This is a genomic window from Flavobacterium sp. CR10 (assembly GCF_055814415.1).
The window spans coordinates 2018175-2032693 of record NZ_CP185985.1 but is presented as its reverse complement, the minus strand read 5'-3'; the positions used below and the strand labels follow the sequence as shown (position 1 = coordinate 2032693).

The window sequence follows — 14519 nt, the reverse complement described above, 5'->3', positions numbered from 1 at the left end:
AACCATTTCTTATTTAGATTAAAATCTGTTTCATTAAACGTTGTGCGTTGTTTTTAATTTACAGTTGAAACTTCTGTTTTCCATCGATTGTATTCAAATACCTCTTTCAGAGTTTCATTTTCGATTTTAAATATCTTTGAGCTACCTTCTCCCCTATTTTCCTTCCCTTTATAAATTGCAATTCTGAAGTACTTTTTATCTTCAGAAAAAGCAGGAATCGAAAAACTGAAATAAAACTGATCTTCAATGTTTTTATCTATATTTTGTGTTTTCTCAGTAGCTTTTCTTATTTCTAATCTGGTTTTATCTTTGCCCCATTTAGGATTTACTATTACAACAATTGCATTTGGAATGTTTAAATTTAGGATACTATCATATTCTGATTTGTTTTTTACTTCAATTATATGTCTTGAATTTCTAACAATATTTATACAATCATTTTCAGCATATATTTTACAGTTCTTCAATTTAAAAGTTCTCCAATTTATTCTTTCTTTTTCTTCTTTTGGCTTCGTTATTAGTTCAATCGGAAAAAGGGAATCTTTTTGGAATATTTCTCTTTTTTGATAATTTTGAATACTATAGTCAAATTCTTTTTCAATTAAGTTTTCATCTGCAAGATTTATATATTTAAAATTGCCCATTGTAATTTCTGTGATTATTAAATTTAGAGTTTTTTCTAAATCAACATTCTGCCCATACATTTGAAACGAGCATAAAAATATAAACAAAATGAGTTTTTTCATTTTAGTAGTTTTTGAGTCAAAATAACGCACTGCCTATTTGTATAACAAAACATACAAAGCTATCTAAATTAAGGTAGATATATGTGATAAATATTATAGTTTCTCTACAATATACACACTTGAAAACTTACGATAAATATCAAGACTTATAAACTTGCCATTTTTAATTTCACATTCTTTCATAGTTCCTTCGTACTGAAAGTCAAGTTTGCCCATTAGGCTTTTACAATTCTTATTTTCTGTCTCAACAAATCCTTCAATTCTGTTAAGTCTTAAATTATCAAATGCATAATTACAAATTAACGGTATTGCTTCTTTGATAATTCCATGTCCCCAAAAATCTGGAATTAACCAAAAACCGATTTCTGCTTTTTTATGTTCTTTACTTAAATTATTTAAGCCAGCCGCTCCGTAAAATGTTTTATTATCAGCGGAGCAAATAGCAAACCAAATGCCCGTATCGTTTTTTTCAAGATCAGCAAAAAAAGACATTTGTTCTTTTGTTGCTTCCAATGTTTGAAAACTCACTCCATAATATTTAATAACTTCCGGATGCGAAAGTCCTTTGAAAACATTTTCAAGATCACTATCTGCAAATTGTCGCAGCAAAAGTCTTTCGGTTTTTATTGTTAGAAATTCTTTTTTCATGATTTTTTGCCAGTTTCTGATTATCAATTTTCTTGATCAAGCCAATATACAACTTACTCATTTTAAATAACATAACTTTTACACACCAACTATCAAAGCACTTTAAACTTGATTGATACTTTTTATACTTAATATGTATGGGGTGTGCAAGCAAAAAAGGATGAAAAATTAAGATACATAAGTTAAAACGCTATAATACTTCAAGACAATCTAACGAGTTATTTTAAATTTAAAATCAACTTACATTCTTTCAGTTCTACCCAAAATATTTTTAAAATAAAAAACCCTTTTGACAATCCTATTAAGCAAAATAAAATTTGCTAATAAAAACTAATCCATTATAGATTATGTGCGCCACTAATGGCAATAATATTGCATTTTTTTGATTCTTGCCCCTTACATATAAAAAAGCGAACAAAAATCCTCCTACAAAGGAATACAAAAAATAAAAAATATTATATAGATGGAATGATGCAAAAATAAAGGCTGATAAAAAGCAACAATATTTTAATTTCATTTTTATACTTTTCAAAATTTCAATAACAGCGTACTGAAATAGTAAAGTCTCAATGAAAGGAGCAGCTACAACAAATAAAACTATTTTTTCTTTAATTGTATAATGATCATTAAAACCTTTATTTAAAGAAATATCGAAGAGATTTGAAATAACAGAAAAGAGGTAATTATTTAAAAAATTTAGAAGAATTATAATCAATATTAGTTCCCACTGCCTAAGCCTAAATGCAATATTTTTTATTTTTGAAATCATTTAATAAAGTGTATCCATTAATCATTTATTTTCTAATGAGTTGCAAAATAAAGGGCATCTCCAAAAATTTTTCCGAAAAAATAAAACATTAGGGTAAACAGAATACTAACATAAATTATTACAAATAGTTTTTTATGTTTCTTACCTAAAAGAAGATTATCAATAAAAGATTCTTTTTTTTTCATTTTTAACCATACAAGCAAAACACAAATTCACTTATAGAAAATTTAATTATTCCCAGTCCAAAATACTAATTTGCCAATGCTCTACCAAAAATCTCCCCTTTATTAAAAACATAAAGTAAAAACAATAGAGTCGCAAAAGCTGCAACCAAAACATAAAACAAATTACTTTTTAAAAACCTCATATAATACTCTTTTTAATATACATCTGTAGCAATTTCTTGACTAGACCACTATAAAAACTGCTGACAATTATATCAGCAGTTTAGTCAATTGTTATTATATTACAAGTTGGTTAATTAACACTTATAATATTTACCTGATTCATAATCATAGCATAGATTAGGATATTGATAACCTCCCATAGTTTGTTTTAACTCTTTTTCAGTCAATTTTTGTACATCACTTGGTGTAAATTTTTTAATTTCTGTGTTTTTTGCGGTTTTTTTGAACATAACTTAATAATTTAAATTGATTAATATTTTCCAATAATTTAAAGACATTTGGAATCTCTGTCAATTCCTGCGCAGGACTTTTATTTTATTTATTTTATTTATTTTATTTATTTTATTTATTTTATTTATTTTATTTATTTTAAAATGAAACCAAATCACCTTGCTCAAATATTATCTCATTAGAAATGAATATAATATTGCTGAACTTAAATATTTTTTAAAAACTACAGAATTAAACCTACCATAGACTTCCTATGGGTTTGCATTCATAAAACCACAACCCTATTCACAAATATTGCTTTTTACAACGATATTTCCTTACGGAAAACCACATTTATATAAAAATTTAACATTTATAATTATTTTACAACACACAAAAACCCGAAAAACCTCAATAAAAACAATAGATAATAAAAATATCTAACAATACTATTTTATTATTTTCTTATAAAATTATTTATAAATAGCAATTATTTTCAAAACAATATAATTGGTCAGTTTAGTGTTTAACAAAACCAGAATATCTTTTTTTGACGCTTCTGAATCGTAATCGAAATGAATCAACATTTCAGAAATAAAATCTGAATATCGGATTCCGGCCTCAATTTTAGACAGAGCAATTTCATCTAAATCATCCAATTCATATTTTTTAGACACTTCATTAAGTTCTTTTATTTCTATAAAAGATGCTTCTTCCTCCTCTTGACCTGTAACGACTTCAAAACCTTTTAGCAGCACGATATTAAAATCTTCTTTGTCTACTAACCTTTTAAAATAATTTGATAAAGCTTCGGTATATAGATCTCTTTTCAATAGATAATTGTCGGCAAGAAACTTTTTATTTTTCAGCTCATAATCAAAATTCGAAATCAATTCTGCTACCTTCTCTTTATTAAGAAATTCAATTTCATTTTGATTTCCTACCGCTTCATTAATTAAGGCAGACATTTTTGAGTAACATTCGGGATAGTTTCTCATAACATAAACTTCCATCGCTTTGCATACGGCTGGGTTTCTTTTATATTCTCCCAGTAAGTGTAAGTATTTCTTTTCGGGCACATCCTGAAACTCAGCGAAGCCATCATAATAACCATCATTATATATTTCATCAAACAAAAAATCAAGCTTTACTCCCATATTTTGAGCACATTGATAAAACAAAATCTGTTCAAAAAACAAATTAAAATTAAGACAGTTAATTTTTGATGATGCAGCTATATTTTTATCTAAAAAATCAATGCTCGTCTTGGAGTACTGCCTAAAAAAATCTATGTCATTTCCTCCCACAACCCCCATATTGCAAGCAAAATTATTGGGTGCCTTATGGTACTTCTCCATTTCAACTGGCATATACAGGAGTTCTGATGAAATTTTATTCCACATTTTAATATAATTATCGGCGGTAATTTCTAAATTTTGAGTAAGCACAGCGGCATTTTTAAATTTAGCATCCAAAGATTCCCATACAAAAACATCTCCATCAACGTGCAAAAAAGGTTCGTTCTGCATCTGGTAAACTTTAATTTTAGAAACAGCCCATAAATCTTTAGGATAATTATTTAAATCATCTAAAACTACATGAACTTTGGTGTAAGGCAAATTCAATTTTTCAATTAAAATTTCATATCCAAAACGATCTGTATACAGTTCAACTTCTTCATGAAATTTAACTAATTGATGACTGCTTAAAATCCAGCTCAGCCAATTATATTTATAAGAAATCCAGCCATAATTGCAGGTTAAATCATTTAAATTTCCAGACCAAAAACTCTGTATTATTTTCATTTAAAAATGATGCTAAAAATTATTATGTGCAATTTAACGTAATTTCTTGTAAGTTTTTTACGGTATCCCGTACACCATAATAATGCTTGCTACAAAAAAAGCTTCAGATTTCTCCGAAGCTTTTTTGCTTGAATAAATTCAATAGTACTAATGGTATAGATTTCTATATATTTTACATGCATTTAATGGTACCGCCATCTACCCTAATGGTAGCTCCGCTAATATAATTAGCATAAGTACTACAGAGATATGCAACTGTTCCTGCGACTTCCTCAGGCTCTCCAAAACGCCCAGTATCGTTAGGAATTAATTGCTGAACAGCTTTAGATTTTATTTCTTCTAAATCTGTTCCCCAGTTAAACTTCGGTGCAGCATTTACAAGCCAATCTTCAACCATAGGGTTTATAATTGCTCCAGGAGATACAATATTTGAAGTTATTCCGGTTTCTTGCAATGATCTCGCAAGTGAGATGGAAAGATTATGTCTCGCCGCGAGAGTTGCATTGTAATGTGGTTGTTCTTTAATAGGCTGTATGCCTAGCCCTCCACCAATATGAATAACTCGCCCCCAACCTAATGTTTTCATCTGTGGCACTATACGCTGAATCATTCTTACATAAGAAACGACATTGTTGTTATAAATATCAGACCAATCATCTGTTGTTGCCTCACCCCAAGATTTATGCGATGTTGCACCAGCGTTATTAATTAAAATATCAATTTGACCATTTTTAAGCGCTGCAGAAGCAACCTCATCAGCTCCTTTATCGGTACTAAGATCTCCTAAAGCTATTTCTGCACTTCCACCATTATCGATAATTTCCTGACACACGACATTGGCACGATCTTCATTTCTACCATGAACTATAACGGTCGCTCCTTCATTTGCCAACATTTTAACTATTGATTCGCCAAGTCCCGAACTCGAACCCGTTACAAGCGCTCTTTTTCCTTTTAATTTTAAATCCATTTTTATCTGTAAATTAGTTGTTCTTATTTTTTTTGTAAAGGAGACATTCCAAATTCTTTCTTATAGGCATAAGAGAAATGAGACATATTAGCAAAGCCAATTTCTAAGTAGATATCGCTTGGGCGCTGCTTGCAATTTTCTATTAAATATTTTGCTTCAGAAAGCCGTTTTTTAGTAAGCCATCTGCTTGGAGTAACCTTAAATAATTTCGCAAAATCTCTTTTGAAGCCTGACAAACTGCGCCCAGTGAGGAAAGCAAATTTTTCCAACGGAACATTGTATCTATAATGACCATTCATAAACCCTTCTAAATCCAGTTTTCCTGGCTCGTTAAATTCAAACAGCATTTGCTTAATTTCAGAATCAATATCTGCAAGTATTAAAACCAGTTCTTTAATTTTAATTCGTAAAGCTTCACTGTCAACCTCTTTTCTTTGGGCATATTCACTGAATAGAGCTATAGATTTTTTCAACATGCTATTTGCCTTAATAATTTTCACTCCTTCACCATGAAATCTTTCTGATTTAAAACCCATTTCTTTCGAAATTACTTTAAGAGTATTTTGGTCAAAATGAATAGCTATTGACTTGAATCCGTCAGCCTCTGTATGCTTAATCGATTTTGTTAATTGATTTCTTCTAAAGAAGCGGTAATCACCAGCACTAAAAGTATATTTCTTATGTCCTATCCATACATCGTGTCTGCCACTTATGATATAACTAAAGATGTGATCGGACACAAAAGCTTCGCCTTCAACATTATCTCCCAAATAGAAGTTCTGCATAACCTTTGACTCTGAAAGAGTTTGATCTTTTTTGGATTCCATTTTCTCCTCATTTTTATCTGATACAAATTTCCAAAATATTTCAATCCGTAACTTTGTTCAAAAGTCCAAATTCATTTATTGTCTCTAAAAAAATAACTTCCTATTATTTTTGTTGATTTGGCAATCACTCCATTATCTTGATTAAAGATATTTCTTATATTCGTTATCACTAAATACATTATGAGCAATAATTTAAAGATATCGATACTCTTTTTATTGTTTTTACATGAGTCCAAAAATCAAATTAATATGAAAAAAAAGAGAATTCGTTTCGCCTTATTATTTTTTATTTGTTTTGTTTCTTCTGCATCATTTGCTCAATTATCTTCTGCAAAAATCGATTCCTTAATGCTTAATGCTCTACAAAGATTTAAAGTTGCAGGTGCCTCAATTGCAGTAGTTAAAGATGGGAAAATAATCCATTCTAAAGGATATGGCATTAATTCTATTGAAGCCAAAAAAGCAGTAGACGAATACACCAATTTTCAAATTGCATCTAATACAAAAGCTTTTACAACAGCCGCGCTGTCAATTTTAGAAGACGAAGGCAAATTGAAATGGACGGATAAGGTTAAAGATTATTTGCCTGAATTTAAAATGTATAACGATTATGTTACAGAGAATTTTAATATTCAAGATTTAGTAACGCATCGCAGCGGACTTGGATTAGGTGTTGGTGATTTGATGTTTTTTCCTGACGGATCCAACTTTACCATACAAGATGTAACAAAAAGTTTTCAGCATTTCAAACCTGTTTCTGCCTTTAGAACCAAATTTGATTATGATAATTTACTTTATATAATTGCTGGGGAAATAATAGCAAAAGTCAGCGGTCAGAGTTATGAGCAATTTGTACAGCAAAGAATTATAGTTCCTTTACAGATGAACCATACTTTTGTTGGAAGCCTGCTGAAAGACAAAACAAATCTTGCCGTTCCGCATTCTTCAACTTCGGGAACAATAAAAACCGTTGATGCTTATGATATAGGTATAGCAAGTGCCGCTGGAGGTATTTACTCCAACGTTGCCGATATGTCAAAATGGATGATTACACAATTAAATAAAGGCAAATATGGAGAAGATCTAAAATCATCTTTATTTTCTATAAAAAATCATGACGAAATGTGGCGTCTGCATACCATCATGAATACCGATTCTGATCCGAGATACAACTCTCATTTTAATGGTTACGGTTTAGGATGGTTCATATCAGATTCAAAAGGAAATCTTAAAGTAGAACACACAGGCGGTCTGCCAGGAATGCTGTCTAAAGTAACCCTATTTCCTGATCTAAACTTAGGAATTGTGATTCTAACGAATACTGAAAATGGCGGTGGCGGTCTTTTTACTGCTGTATCAAATACTATTGAAGACAGTTATTTAGGCCTTGATGATTATGGCTGGACAGATAAATTAGTCCAATGGATGAGCGAGGACAAAACTACAGGTGATGACGTGACTAAAAACGTATGGAAGAAGGTAGAATCTGTAAAAAATGTCAAAATAAAAAACGAAGACTTTGTTGGCATTTACGAAGATAAATGGTTTGGAAAAGCAGAAGTGTTTTTAAAAAATAAACAGTTATGGATTAAATGTCTTCGATCACCAAAGTTAAATGGACCAATGGCTTTCTATAACGCCAATACATTTGCAGTAAAATGGGAATACCAAGCCATGGAATGTGATGCGCTAGTTCTGTTTTCGCTTGATGAAACAGGTAAAGCCCAATCTATTAAAATGAAAGGCATTTCGCCAAACATTGATTTTAGTTTTGATTTTCAAGATTTAGACTTCAAAAGAGTAGAAAAATAGAAACTTCTTTTTATCATTCCTAGATGTAAATACAGCTTCAGAGAAATCTGGAGCTTTTTTGTTCTTATACAAACTAACACTCGAATCGGCAAAGAGAGCCTCTCAGTGAATATAATTTCCAAAATCTAAAATCAATGATTTATTGTCAGAATGGATAAAAAGAACTCTAACCAAACTCCCATCGTTAGTATCAATCAAGTATTCATAACTAATTACATCCCATAAGTCAATTAGATCAAAAATGTGTGTTTTTACTTTTTCTACTAATTGACTTAGATTGTCAATATGATAATTGCTTCTGAATATATCAGGCGCGTTGTTGAATGTTGCTAAATGATTAAGACACCATGAAAAATTCTCATTTATTCTCTCTCTGATGTTAGCAATATCTTTTCTTGTTGGCTGAATCTTGTTAAGGAAAAAAAATTCTGTACCCAAATTGTTTGGAGAGGAAAATACAAATCGATCTTGATCAGTTAATCTTTTATCAGTACTAACTTTTATATCAAGCATTGTCGGGTTATATCCGTCTGACAATACACTCATAAAATCGGAAAACAAACGAATTGAATTTTCCAATAACTTGATCCGAATCAATTCGGTCTCATTCTCTATCATATATTTTCTTTAAATCAACAGTTGCTCACATATCTACATGAAAAGTTCTATGCATAATCAACCAAATATAGATAATTCCTAATTCGTCGATCAATAAATTTAGAGAAATCTGAAGCTTTTTTTATAAATATACTTTATTGAAATAAACCCCGTTATTTCTTTACAATAATTTAATATCATGTTTTCGTATTAACTGATTTTATATTATTAAATGTTTTCTTAAATTCGCAATTCCGTAATGAAACCATTTGTTTTCATTCTAAAATTATGATTTTCATACCAATATCACAAAAAAGCAACTTTGTAATCCATTAAAAAAAATTATATTATAACTACAATTCAACACAATGCTTAAAAAACACAACCCCAAATTCTTATTTTTTACCCTTTTAACATTAATTTTTTCTGTCACTGCATTTTCTCAAAAAAGTGTTTATGCTGGAATCGAAATCGGCCGCAGAGCCATAAAAGTTTCTGTTATTGATGTAAACAACATCAGAAAAGCAGATTACAAAATACTTTCTTTCTGGACCGAAAGAATTCCATTTGCTGATCATATTACTGCTAATGGCGAACTTACTCAAGAAGATATCACTAAAACTACTGTAACGGTTACCAACCAATTACAGAAAATTAGAGCCGAAAATAAACTTCTTGAAGAAAACATCTTTATTGTAGCAGCTCCTGTTTTTGCATCTGCTCGCAACTTAGATGTTCTTAAAAACAAAATTGCTCTTTTAACTGGAAAACAATTAGAGGTTTTAGATGTTAACGAAGAAGCAAAAACACTTGTAAAAGGCGCTATTCCTCCTGTTGATTTTGCTAATGCTTTCCTTCTTGATATTGGTGCTCAAACTACAAAAGGAGGTTATATCGACGAACTTAAAGACGGTAAATTAGAATTTGTTCCGTTAGAACTTAGTTTCGGAACCATGACGCTTACTGATGCTGTAGAAAAAACAGTGGTAAACAAAAGTCAGGTTAACGATATGTCGACTTATCAAGAAAAGTCTTTTGACTATAATGTAATTCTACGTAAAAAAACTAAAGAGTTATTTGATGCAAATCCTCCTTTAGCAAAAAAGGATAAGTTATACTTATCTGGTGGTGCTGTTTGGGCATTTTCTACTCTTTTTTATGATGAAACTGTTAATAAAGAGCATTACGTTTCTTTAACTCTTCAGGATGTTATCGATTATGATGCTATTCTTAAAAACAACTTCGGTAAGTTTACAAACCTTGCAAAAACAAACAAAGAAGCGGCGAGAGTTTTAAGCACATACGATCAAAAATATTTGATTTCTGCAAACAATATTCTTGTAACTTGTCTTGAAAGTATTCCAGACTACGCAACAAAGAAAATTTACTTTGTAAAAGAAGGACAAGTAATCTGGTTGATCTCTTATATTGCTGACCGTTCGAAAAAAATCAATACTAACTTCTAGAAGTATTTTTAAAATTTTATAAGCCTCAGAGAAATCTGGGGCTTTTTTTGTTTCCTTCCATTTAGCGTAATTTATTTCAAAATGGTTGCAACTTATAATTTGCAACCATTTTTGCCATCCAAAGAAGTGTAGTTTTTCTTTTAAACTCTAATTTTAAAATCAAAAAAAAATCTTATATGAAATAAAACCACCCGATTATGAAAAATTTAACCGCTTTTTTTGTTATTGCCCTTTTAGCATTAACGGCTTGCAAAAAAGAAAAATCAAACAGCGATTCAGAAACCTTAAAAGATTCTACTGCTGTAAAAACAGATTCTTTGGCTCAGAAAAATAGCGTTGCTGTAACCGCAGCAAATTTCAACCGTGCAGAAACCGATGTTTATTTTTCAACTTCTGTAAAAGAATCGGGCGGTGTTGGAAACATGCATCATTACAGAACGCTTATGCCAATTGAAAAACAGACTGTTATTCGTGCCAATCGTGATGTTTTGTATTCTTCTGGCGTTTTTGATCTCGATGCAGGATCTGTAACCATAACGCTTCCCAACCCAGGGAAACGTTTTATGTCTATGCAGACAATCGACGAAGATCAATATTCTGAAACATATTATGCGCCTGGAACTTTTACTTTTACCAAGGAAAAAGTCGGCACACGCTATTTGATGTTGGCTATACGAACATTTATTGATCCAAATAATCCTAAAGATCTTCCTGTTGTAACGGGTCTTCAAGACGCCATTAAAATTGACCAGAAAGAAAAAGGAACATTTGATATTCCAAATTGGGATCAGATGAGTCAGAAAAAAGTTCGCGATTCTTTAATTGAAGTTTCCAAAAAATTGTCTGACACCAAAGGAATGTTTGGCCCAAGGGGAAAAGTCGACGAAACCCGTCATTTGCTTGGAAGCGCTACAGGTTGGGGCGGAAATCCTGAAAAAGATGCCTTATATCTTTCTGTAAATCCGAAAAAAAATGATGGGAAAACAGTTTATAAACTTAAAATAAAGAATGTTCCAGTCGATGGTTTTTGGTCTGTTAGTGTATACAATAAAACGGGTTATTTTGAGAAAAACGATCTGAATATGTATACTTTAAACAATATTACGGCAAAAAAAGATGCCGACGGATCAATCACCATACAGTTTGGGGGCTGTGACGGAAAAACACCAAATTGTATTCCCGTTACTGATGGCTGGAATTATTGGGTTAGACTTTATCGTCCGCATAAAGAAATACTTAATGGCACATGGAAATTTCCTGAGGCTGTTGAGGTTAAATAAAATATAATATTATAAAGGTGAAAGCTCTAGAGAAATCTGGAGCTTTTTTTATTATTTCACCTCATCGCAAAGTTCTTTAGTCCGCATTTCATTTATAATATCCAAAAGCTCCATTTCATCGGTTGGAAATAATTGAAGCGCTTGTTCTAAAACCAATCCAACATCTATTAAAGGCTTTTTATAATTATCATTTTCTAATGCCAAAATGCAAAGCTTTAACATGTTTGTTATTACACAACCTAATTCGGAGTAATTTAAAACCTTGAGTTCTGCATAGTAACCTTTATTAGCCGATTTTAAAATATTTAAATATTGAGCCGATTGTTTTTTTAGATATTTTACTTTCTCTATTTCTGCCGTTTCCATTCTTTCAATTTTATGTCATTTTCACTAATTCAAATGTCATAATATATTTTCACTAATCGGTTATCTTATATGATAACAATTGTTAATATTCCGCTAGGAATATCTCGTCGGTAGAAAAAATAATATTATTCGCATTGTGTCCTGTAGGGACACCTGATTTTAGGGAAATAAAAAATACGTTCAATTTATCAAACGTTCCTACGGAACGTGTAATCATCGTTCACATTTAAATTCTACCAACGAGACATTCCTACGGAATGAATTGCTCTAAAAATCTTGTTTGTATTTTTAAACATGACTTCATCAGATATAAAAACCAAAAATGCGTAAACCCAAAAGAACTTACGCATTTTTTCTGATGAAACATTATAACAAACGCCGTTTATCTTCTTCTTCCGCCACCTCCGCCGAAGCCTCCACCGCCTCCGAAACTGCCGCGAGAACCGCCTCCCATTTGTCCTGCGCTTGGCCTTGATGAAGAACCTCCTCCTCTATTAAAATTAGATCCTGAAGAGCTTCCTCTATTGAGATTTGAAGTCCCCGCACTTGGCGATGCGCTCTGACGGGTTCTTCCTGCAGCGCTCGTATTTCCTGCGCGATTGGTGTTTCCTGCTGATGGTCGCGAGTTGCCTCGATTATTATTATATCTGTTATTGGCAGAATTGTCTCGCACCGTATTAGAACGCATTTTATTATTGTTGTAATTATTAAAACTGTTTCTGTTATTAATATATACATTGTTTCCGCCATGATAATGTCCGCCATGATAACCATGATGATGGTAATAATGGTTATGACGATAAATTCCTACTGCTAGCACTGTAAAAGCAGCGAAATAAGGCGGATAAAATCCGTAGTAATAAGGTGGATAATATGGTACATACGCTGGAGAATACACATATTGTACAATTGGAACGGTTTCTACCACAACCGCTGTTACAGCTGGCGAGCTTTGAACGGGATCGTCTCCAGCATATGCGGGATTTGCTGTTTTTGCTGGTGACGATTTGCTTACTGGTTCAATAACATAATCTTTTCCATACAGCAGTTCATCGCCCACAATCTGCATTTTTACTTTTCCGTTTTTGTCTTTATCGACCAAAATAACAGCAACGTCCTGATTTTCATTTTTGTTTACAGCAACTTGAAGAATAAAAGTAAACGAATTGCCATTTTTCTTTGTAATCACTTTTATGAAGTCTACTTTTTTATCCAGATTCAAATCTAAGTTATTGATTCCTGTTTTCTCTAGATTTAAGTTTTTCTCAAATTCTTCAATAGTTTTTGATTTCTGAAACAGGGTCATCACGGCATAAAGATCAAGATTATCACCAGGAAGCCCAAGTTCTGGACCATCATTATCAGATTGGCAAAAAATCAATTGAGCAGACATGATTAATGCTACAGTCAAATATTTTGTAAATATCTTTATCATAGTAAGAGTATAAAATATTAATAAGAAGAGTAGAAAATGTTCTTTCTATACTTTCTACTCTGTACGCAGAAATCGTCTATTTTTTTTTGGTTTTATCCAATTCTCCAATAAAAGGAATGACATCTTGAATCTCTGCTCGTATGGTCACTTGTAAATACTGCTCAAGCTGTACAAATTTTGCGGCATTGATTCCGCCAATTGCTTTTACCAATTTAGAATGTGTTTTGGCAAGGAGTTTTTCAGAGTCTTGATTGTATTTCAAATTCTTTGAAGTTAATTCTGTTGCTTTTGCATCGCTTAAAGTGGCATAATTCTTTCCGTAATCTTCTAAAATCAGAATTTTTTGCTGGCTTAAGGCTTTACGTTCCGTTTCGTATTTGTCATAAATAGGTTTAAATGCTGCGGCTTGCGTATCAGATAAGCTTAAATATTCGTTAACTACATCGGCTTTTGATTTTCCATAAAGATCTTGGATTAAATTAATTTCATCAACAGAAGTTTGTGCTGCTGCGCTCAATCCAAAAGCTAGCGACAGTATAAATAGTATTTTTTTCATGATATTAATTTTTTAGGTTTAGTGTATAGGATGCTATTTTTTAAAAAGATTCTTTACTCGACCAATCCATCAGAAGCACTCATATCTCTTACGCACACATATTTGCCATCTCTTTTTTCAAAATAGCTCATATAATTTCCTGTATTAATTGGCGTTTTTGTAGAATCTGTTACTTTATAATATCCTACTTCTAGAACCATATTTCCGTCATGCGAAACGAAAACTTCTTTGGTTTCAAATGATATCGTATTGGTGTTATTAGTTAAATCAGATTTTAAAAATTCATATCTAGCATCTTTACCAATAATTGGTGGTCTGTTCTGATAAAAAGTTATGGCATCATCTGCATAGTAGCCAATCTCTTTAAGCTGTCCGGCATTGTATGTTGCAGCATATTCATTCTCTTTTGCCTGAATTTGTTTCTTGATTTCTTTTATGTCAACTACGTCATTTTCATCCTTTTTTGTATTGCAGGAAACCAACAAAGCAGAGAGCCCTGCGAGAACCACTCTTATAACTGTTTTATTTTTCATACACATTAAATTTTCAAGTTGATATTACATTATTCCTCTTTACTAATAGACCAAAAAGTAACAGTTGTCTTTAGCAATGATTTAATCAGCAT

Annotated in this window: 16 protein-coding genes; 3 read left to right on the top strand and 13 right to left on the bottom strand. The window is 31.5% G+C overall.

Features of this window, described 5'->3' with window-relative positions; all coding sequences use genetic code 11:
- Positions 1-53: 53 nt before the first annotated feature.
- From ACNRYB_RS09180 to ACNRYB_RS09145, 8 genes are all read right to left on the bottom strand, one after another.
- The gene (locus tag ACNRYB_RS09180; RefSeq protein ID WP_473729862.1) at positions 54-746 is read right to left on the bottom strand and encodes a hypothetical protein; all 693 of its coding nucleotides are present in this window, start codon (positions 744-746) and stop codon (positions 54-56) included.
- Between the two features lie 93 nt (positions 747-839).
- Positions 840-1394 carry a GNAT family N-acetyltransferase gene (locus tag ACNRYB_RS09175; RefSeq protein ID WP_473729861.1) on the bottom strand — a complete coding sequence of 185 codons (555 nt, stop codon included), beginning with the start codon at positions 1392-1394 and terminating at the stop codon, positions 840-842.
- Between the two features lie 301 nt (positions 1395-1695).
- A complete protein-coding gene (locus ACNRYB_RS09170) occupies positions 1696-2163 on the bottom strand; it encodes a lysostaphin resistance A-like protein (protein WP_473729860.1) in 468 nt (155 codons plus the stop codon).
- A 32-nt stretch (positions 2164-2195) separates the two neighbouring features.
- Positions 2196-2348 (bottom strand): hypothetical protein, encoded by a 153-nt coding sequence (locus ACNRYB_RS09165; protein WP_473729859.1) that lies wholly within the window; start codon positions 2346-2348, stop codon positions 2196-2198.
- 296 nt (positions 2349-2644) lie between these two features.
- Positions 2645-2800, bottom strand: coding sequence for a hypothetical protein (locus ACNRYB_RS09160; RefSeq protein WP_473729858.1), 156 nt, complete (start codon positions 2798-2800; stop codon positions 2645-2647).
- Between the two features lie 453 nt (positions 2801-3253).
- Positions 3254-4585 carry a DUF6734 family protein gene (locus ACNRYB_RS09155; protein ID WP_473729857.1) on the bottom strand — a complete coding sequence of 444 codons (1332 nt, stop codon included), beginning with the start codon at positions 4583-4585 and terminating at the stop codon, positions 3254-3256.
- Between the two features lie 172 nt (positions 4586-4757).
- A complete protein-coding gene (locus tag ACNRYB_RS09150) occupies positions 4758-5555 on the bottom strand; it encodes an SDR family NAD(P)-dependent oxidoreductase (RefSeq protein ID WP_473729856.1) in 798 nt (265 codons plus the stop codon).
- Between the two features lie 23 nt (positions 5556-5578).
- Positions 5579-6382 (bottom strand): AraC family transcriptional regulator, encoded by an 804-nt coding sequence (locus tag ACNRYB_RS09145; protein ID WP_473729855.1) that lies wholly within the window; start codon positions 6380-6382, stop codon positions 5579-5581.
- A gap of 249 nt (positions 6383-6631) precedes the next feature.
- Between ACNRYB_RS09145 and ACNRYB_RS09140 the strand changes: the two genes are divergently transcribed.
- A complete protein-coding gene (locus ACNRYB_RS09140; protein WP_473729854.1) occupies positions 6632-8194 on the top strand; it encodes a serine hydrolase in 1563 nt (520 codons plus the stop codon).
- Positions 8195-8296: 102 nt separating this feature from the next.
- Here ACNRYB_RS09140 and ACNRYB_RS09135 read toward each other — a convergent pair whose 3' ends face one another.
- Positions 8297-8812, bottom strand: a complete 516-nt coding sequence (locus ACNRYB_RS09135; RefSeq protein WP_473729853.1) for a hypothetical protein — start codon at positions 8810-8812, stop codon at positions 8297-8299.
- Between the two features lie 347 nt (positions 8813-9159).
- Between ACNRYB_RS09135 and ACNRYB_RS09130 the strand changes: the two genes are divergently transcribed.
- Both ACNRYB_RS09130 and ACNRYB_RS09125 read left to right on the top strand, forming a co-directional pair.
- Entirely contained in the window at positions 9160-10257 is a 1098-nt protein-coding gene (locus tag ACNRYB_RS09130) for an exopolyphosphatase (RefSeq protein WP_473729852.1), read from the top strand.
- A 197-nt stretch (positions 10258-10454) separates the two neighbouring features.
- A complete protein-coding gene (locus tag ACNRYB_RS09125; RefSeq protein WP_473729851.1) occupies positions 10455-11537 on the top strand; it encodes a DUF1214 domain-containing protein in 1083 nt (360 codons plus the stop codon).
- A gap of 51 nt (positions 11538-11588) precedes the next feature.
- Here ACNRYB_RS09125 and ACNRYB_RS09120 read toward each other — a convergent pair whose 3' ends face one another.
- The 4 genes from ACNRYB_RS09120 to ACNRYB_RS09105 all read right to left on the bottom strand — a co-directional run bounded on the left by ACNRYB_RS09120 (position 11589) and on the right by ACNRYB_RS09105 (position 14427).
- The gene (locus ACNRYB_RS09120; protein WP_129746323.1) at positions 11589-11903 is read right to left on the bottom strand and encodes a hypothetical protein; all 315 of its coding nucleotides are present in this window, start codon (positions 11901-11903) and stop codon (positions 11589-11591) included.
- A 382-nt stretch (positions 11904-12285) separates the two neighbouring features.
- A complete protein-coding gene (locus tag ACNRYB_RS09115; RefSeq protein ID WP_242502491.1) occupies positions 12286-13338 on the bottom strand; it encodes a hypothetical protein in 1053 nt (350 codons plus the stop codon).
- Between the two features lie 76 nt (positions 13339-13414).
- Positions 13415-13894: a hypothetical protein gene (locus ACNRYB_RS09110; protein ID WP_473729850.1), complete on the bottom strand. Its 480-nt coding sequence runs from the start codon at positions 13892-13894 to the stop codon at positions 13415-13417.
- Positions 13895-13947: 53 nt separating this feature from the next.
- Complete coding sequence (locus tag ACNRYB_RS09105; RefSeq protein ID WP_129746325.1) at positions 13948-14427, bottom strand: YybH family protein; 480 nt, start codon at positions 14425-14427, stop codon at positions 13948-13950.
- Between the last annotated feature and the right edge of the window lie 92 nt (positions 14428-14519).

Bases quoted from the DNA above. Each gene is read 5' to 3' on its own strand.
- ACNRYB_RS09180 (WP_473729862.1), bottom strand. From the start codon at position 746: ATGAAAAAACTCATTTTGTTTATATTTTTATGCTCGTTTCAAATGTAT.
- ACNRYB_RS09175 (WP_473729861.1), bottom strand. From the start codon at position 1,394: ATGAAAAAAGAATTTCTAACAATAAAAACCGAAAGACTTTTGCTGCGA.
- ACNRYB_RS09170 (WP_473729860.1), bottom strand. From the start codon at position 2,163: ATGATTTCAAAAATAAAAAATATTGCATTTAGGCTTAGGCAGTGGGAA.
- ACNRYB_RS09165 (WP_473729859.1), bottom strand. From the start codon at position 2,348: ATGAAAAAAAAAGAATCTTTTATTGATAATCTTCTTTTAGGTAAGAAA.
- ACNRYB_RS09160 (WP_473729858.1), bottom strand. From the start codon at position 2,800: ATGTTCAAAAAAACCGCAAAAAACACAGAAATTAAAAAATTTACACCA.
- ACNRYB_RS09155 (WP_473729857.1), bottom strand. From the start codon at position 4,585: ATGAAAATAATACAGAGTTTTTGGTCTGGAAATTTAAATGATTTAACC.
- ACNRYB_RS09150 (WP_473729856.1), bottom strand. From the start codon at position 5,555: ATGGATTTAAAATTAAAAGGAAAAAGAGCGCTTGTAACGGGTTCGAGT.
- ACNRYB_RS09145 (WP_473729855.1), bottom strand. From the start codon at position 6,382: ATGGAATCCAAAAAAGATCAAACTCTTTCAGAGTCAAAGGTTATGCAG.
- ACNRYB_RS09140 (WP_473729854.1), top strand. From the start codon at position 6,632: ATGAAAAAAAAGAGAATTCGTTTCGCCTTATTATTTTTTATTTGTTTT.
- ACNRYB_RS09135 (WP_473729853.1), bottom strand. From the start codon at position 8,812: ATGATAGAGAATGAGACCGAATTGATTCGGATCAAGTTATTGGAAAAT.
- ACNRYB_RS09130 (WP_473729852.1), top strand. From the start codon at position 9,160: ATGCTTAAAAAACACAACCCCAAATTCTTATTTTTTACCCTTTTAACA.
- ACNRYB_RS09125 (WP_473729851.1), top strand. From the start codon at position 10,455: ATGAAAAATTTAACCGCTTTTTTTGTTATTGCCCTTTTAGCATTAACG.
- ACNRYB_RS09120 (WP_129746323.1), bottom strand. From the start codon at position 11,903: ATGGAAACGGCAGAAATAGAGAAAGTAAAATATCTAAAAAAACAATCG.
- ACNRYB_RS09115 (WP_242502491.1), bottom strand. From the start codon at position 13,338: ATGATAAAGATATTTACAAAATATTTGACTGTAGCATTAATCATGTCT.
- ACNRYB_RS09110 (WP_473729850.1), bottom strand. From the start codon at position 13,894: ATGAAAAAAATACTATTTATACTGTCGCTAGCTTTTGGATTGAGCGCA.
- ACNRYB_RS09105 (WP_129746325.1), bottom strand. From the start codon at position 14,427: ATGAAAAATAAAACAGTTATAAGAGTGGTTCTCGCAGGGCTCTCTGCT.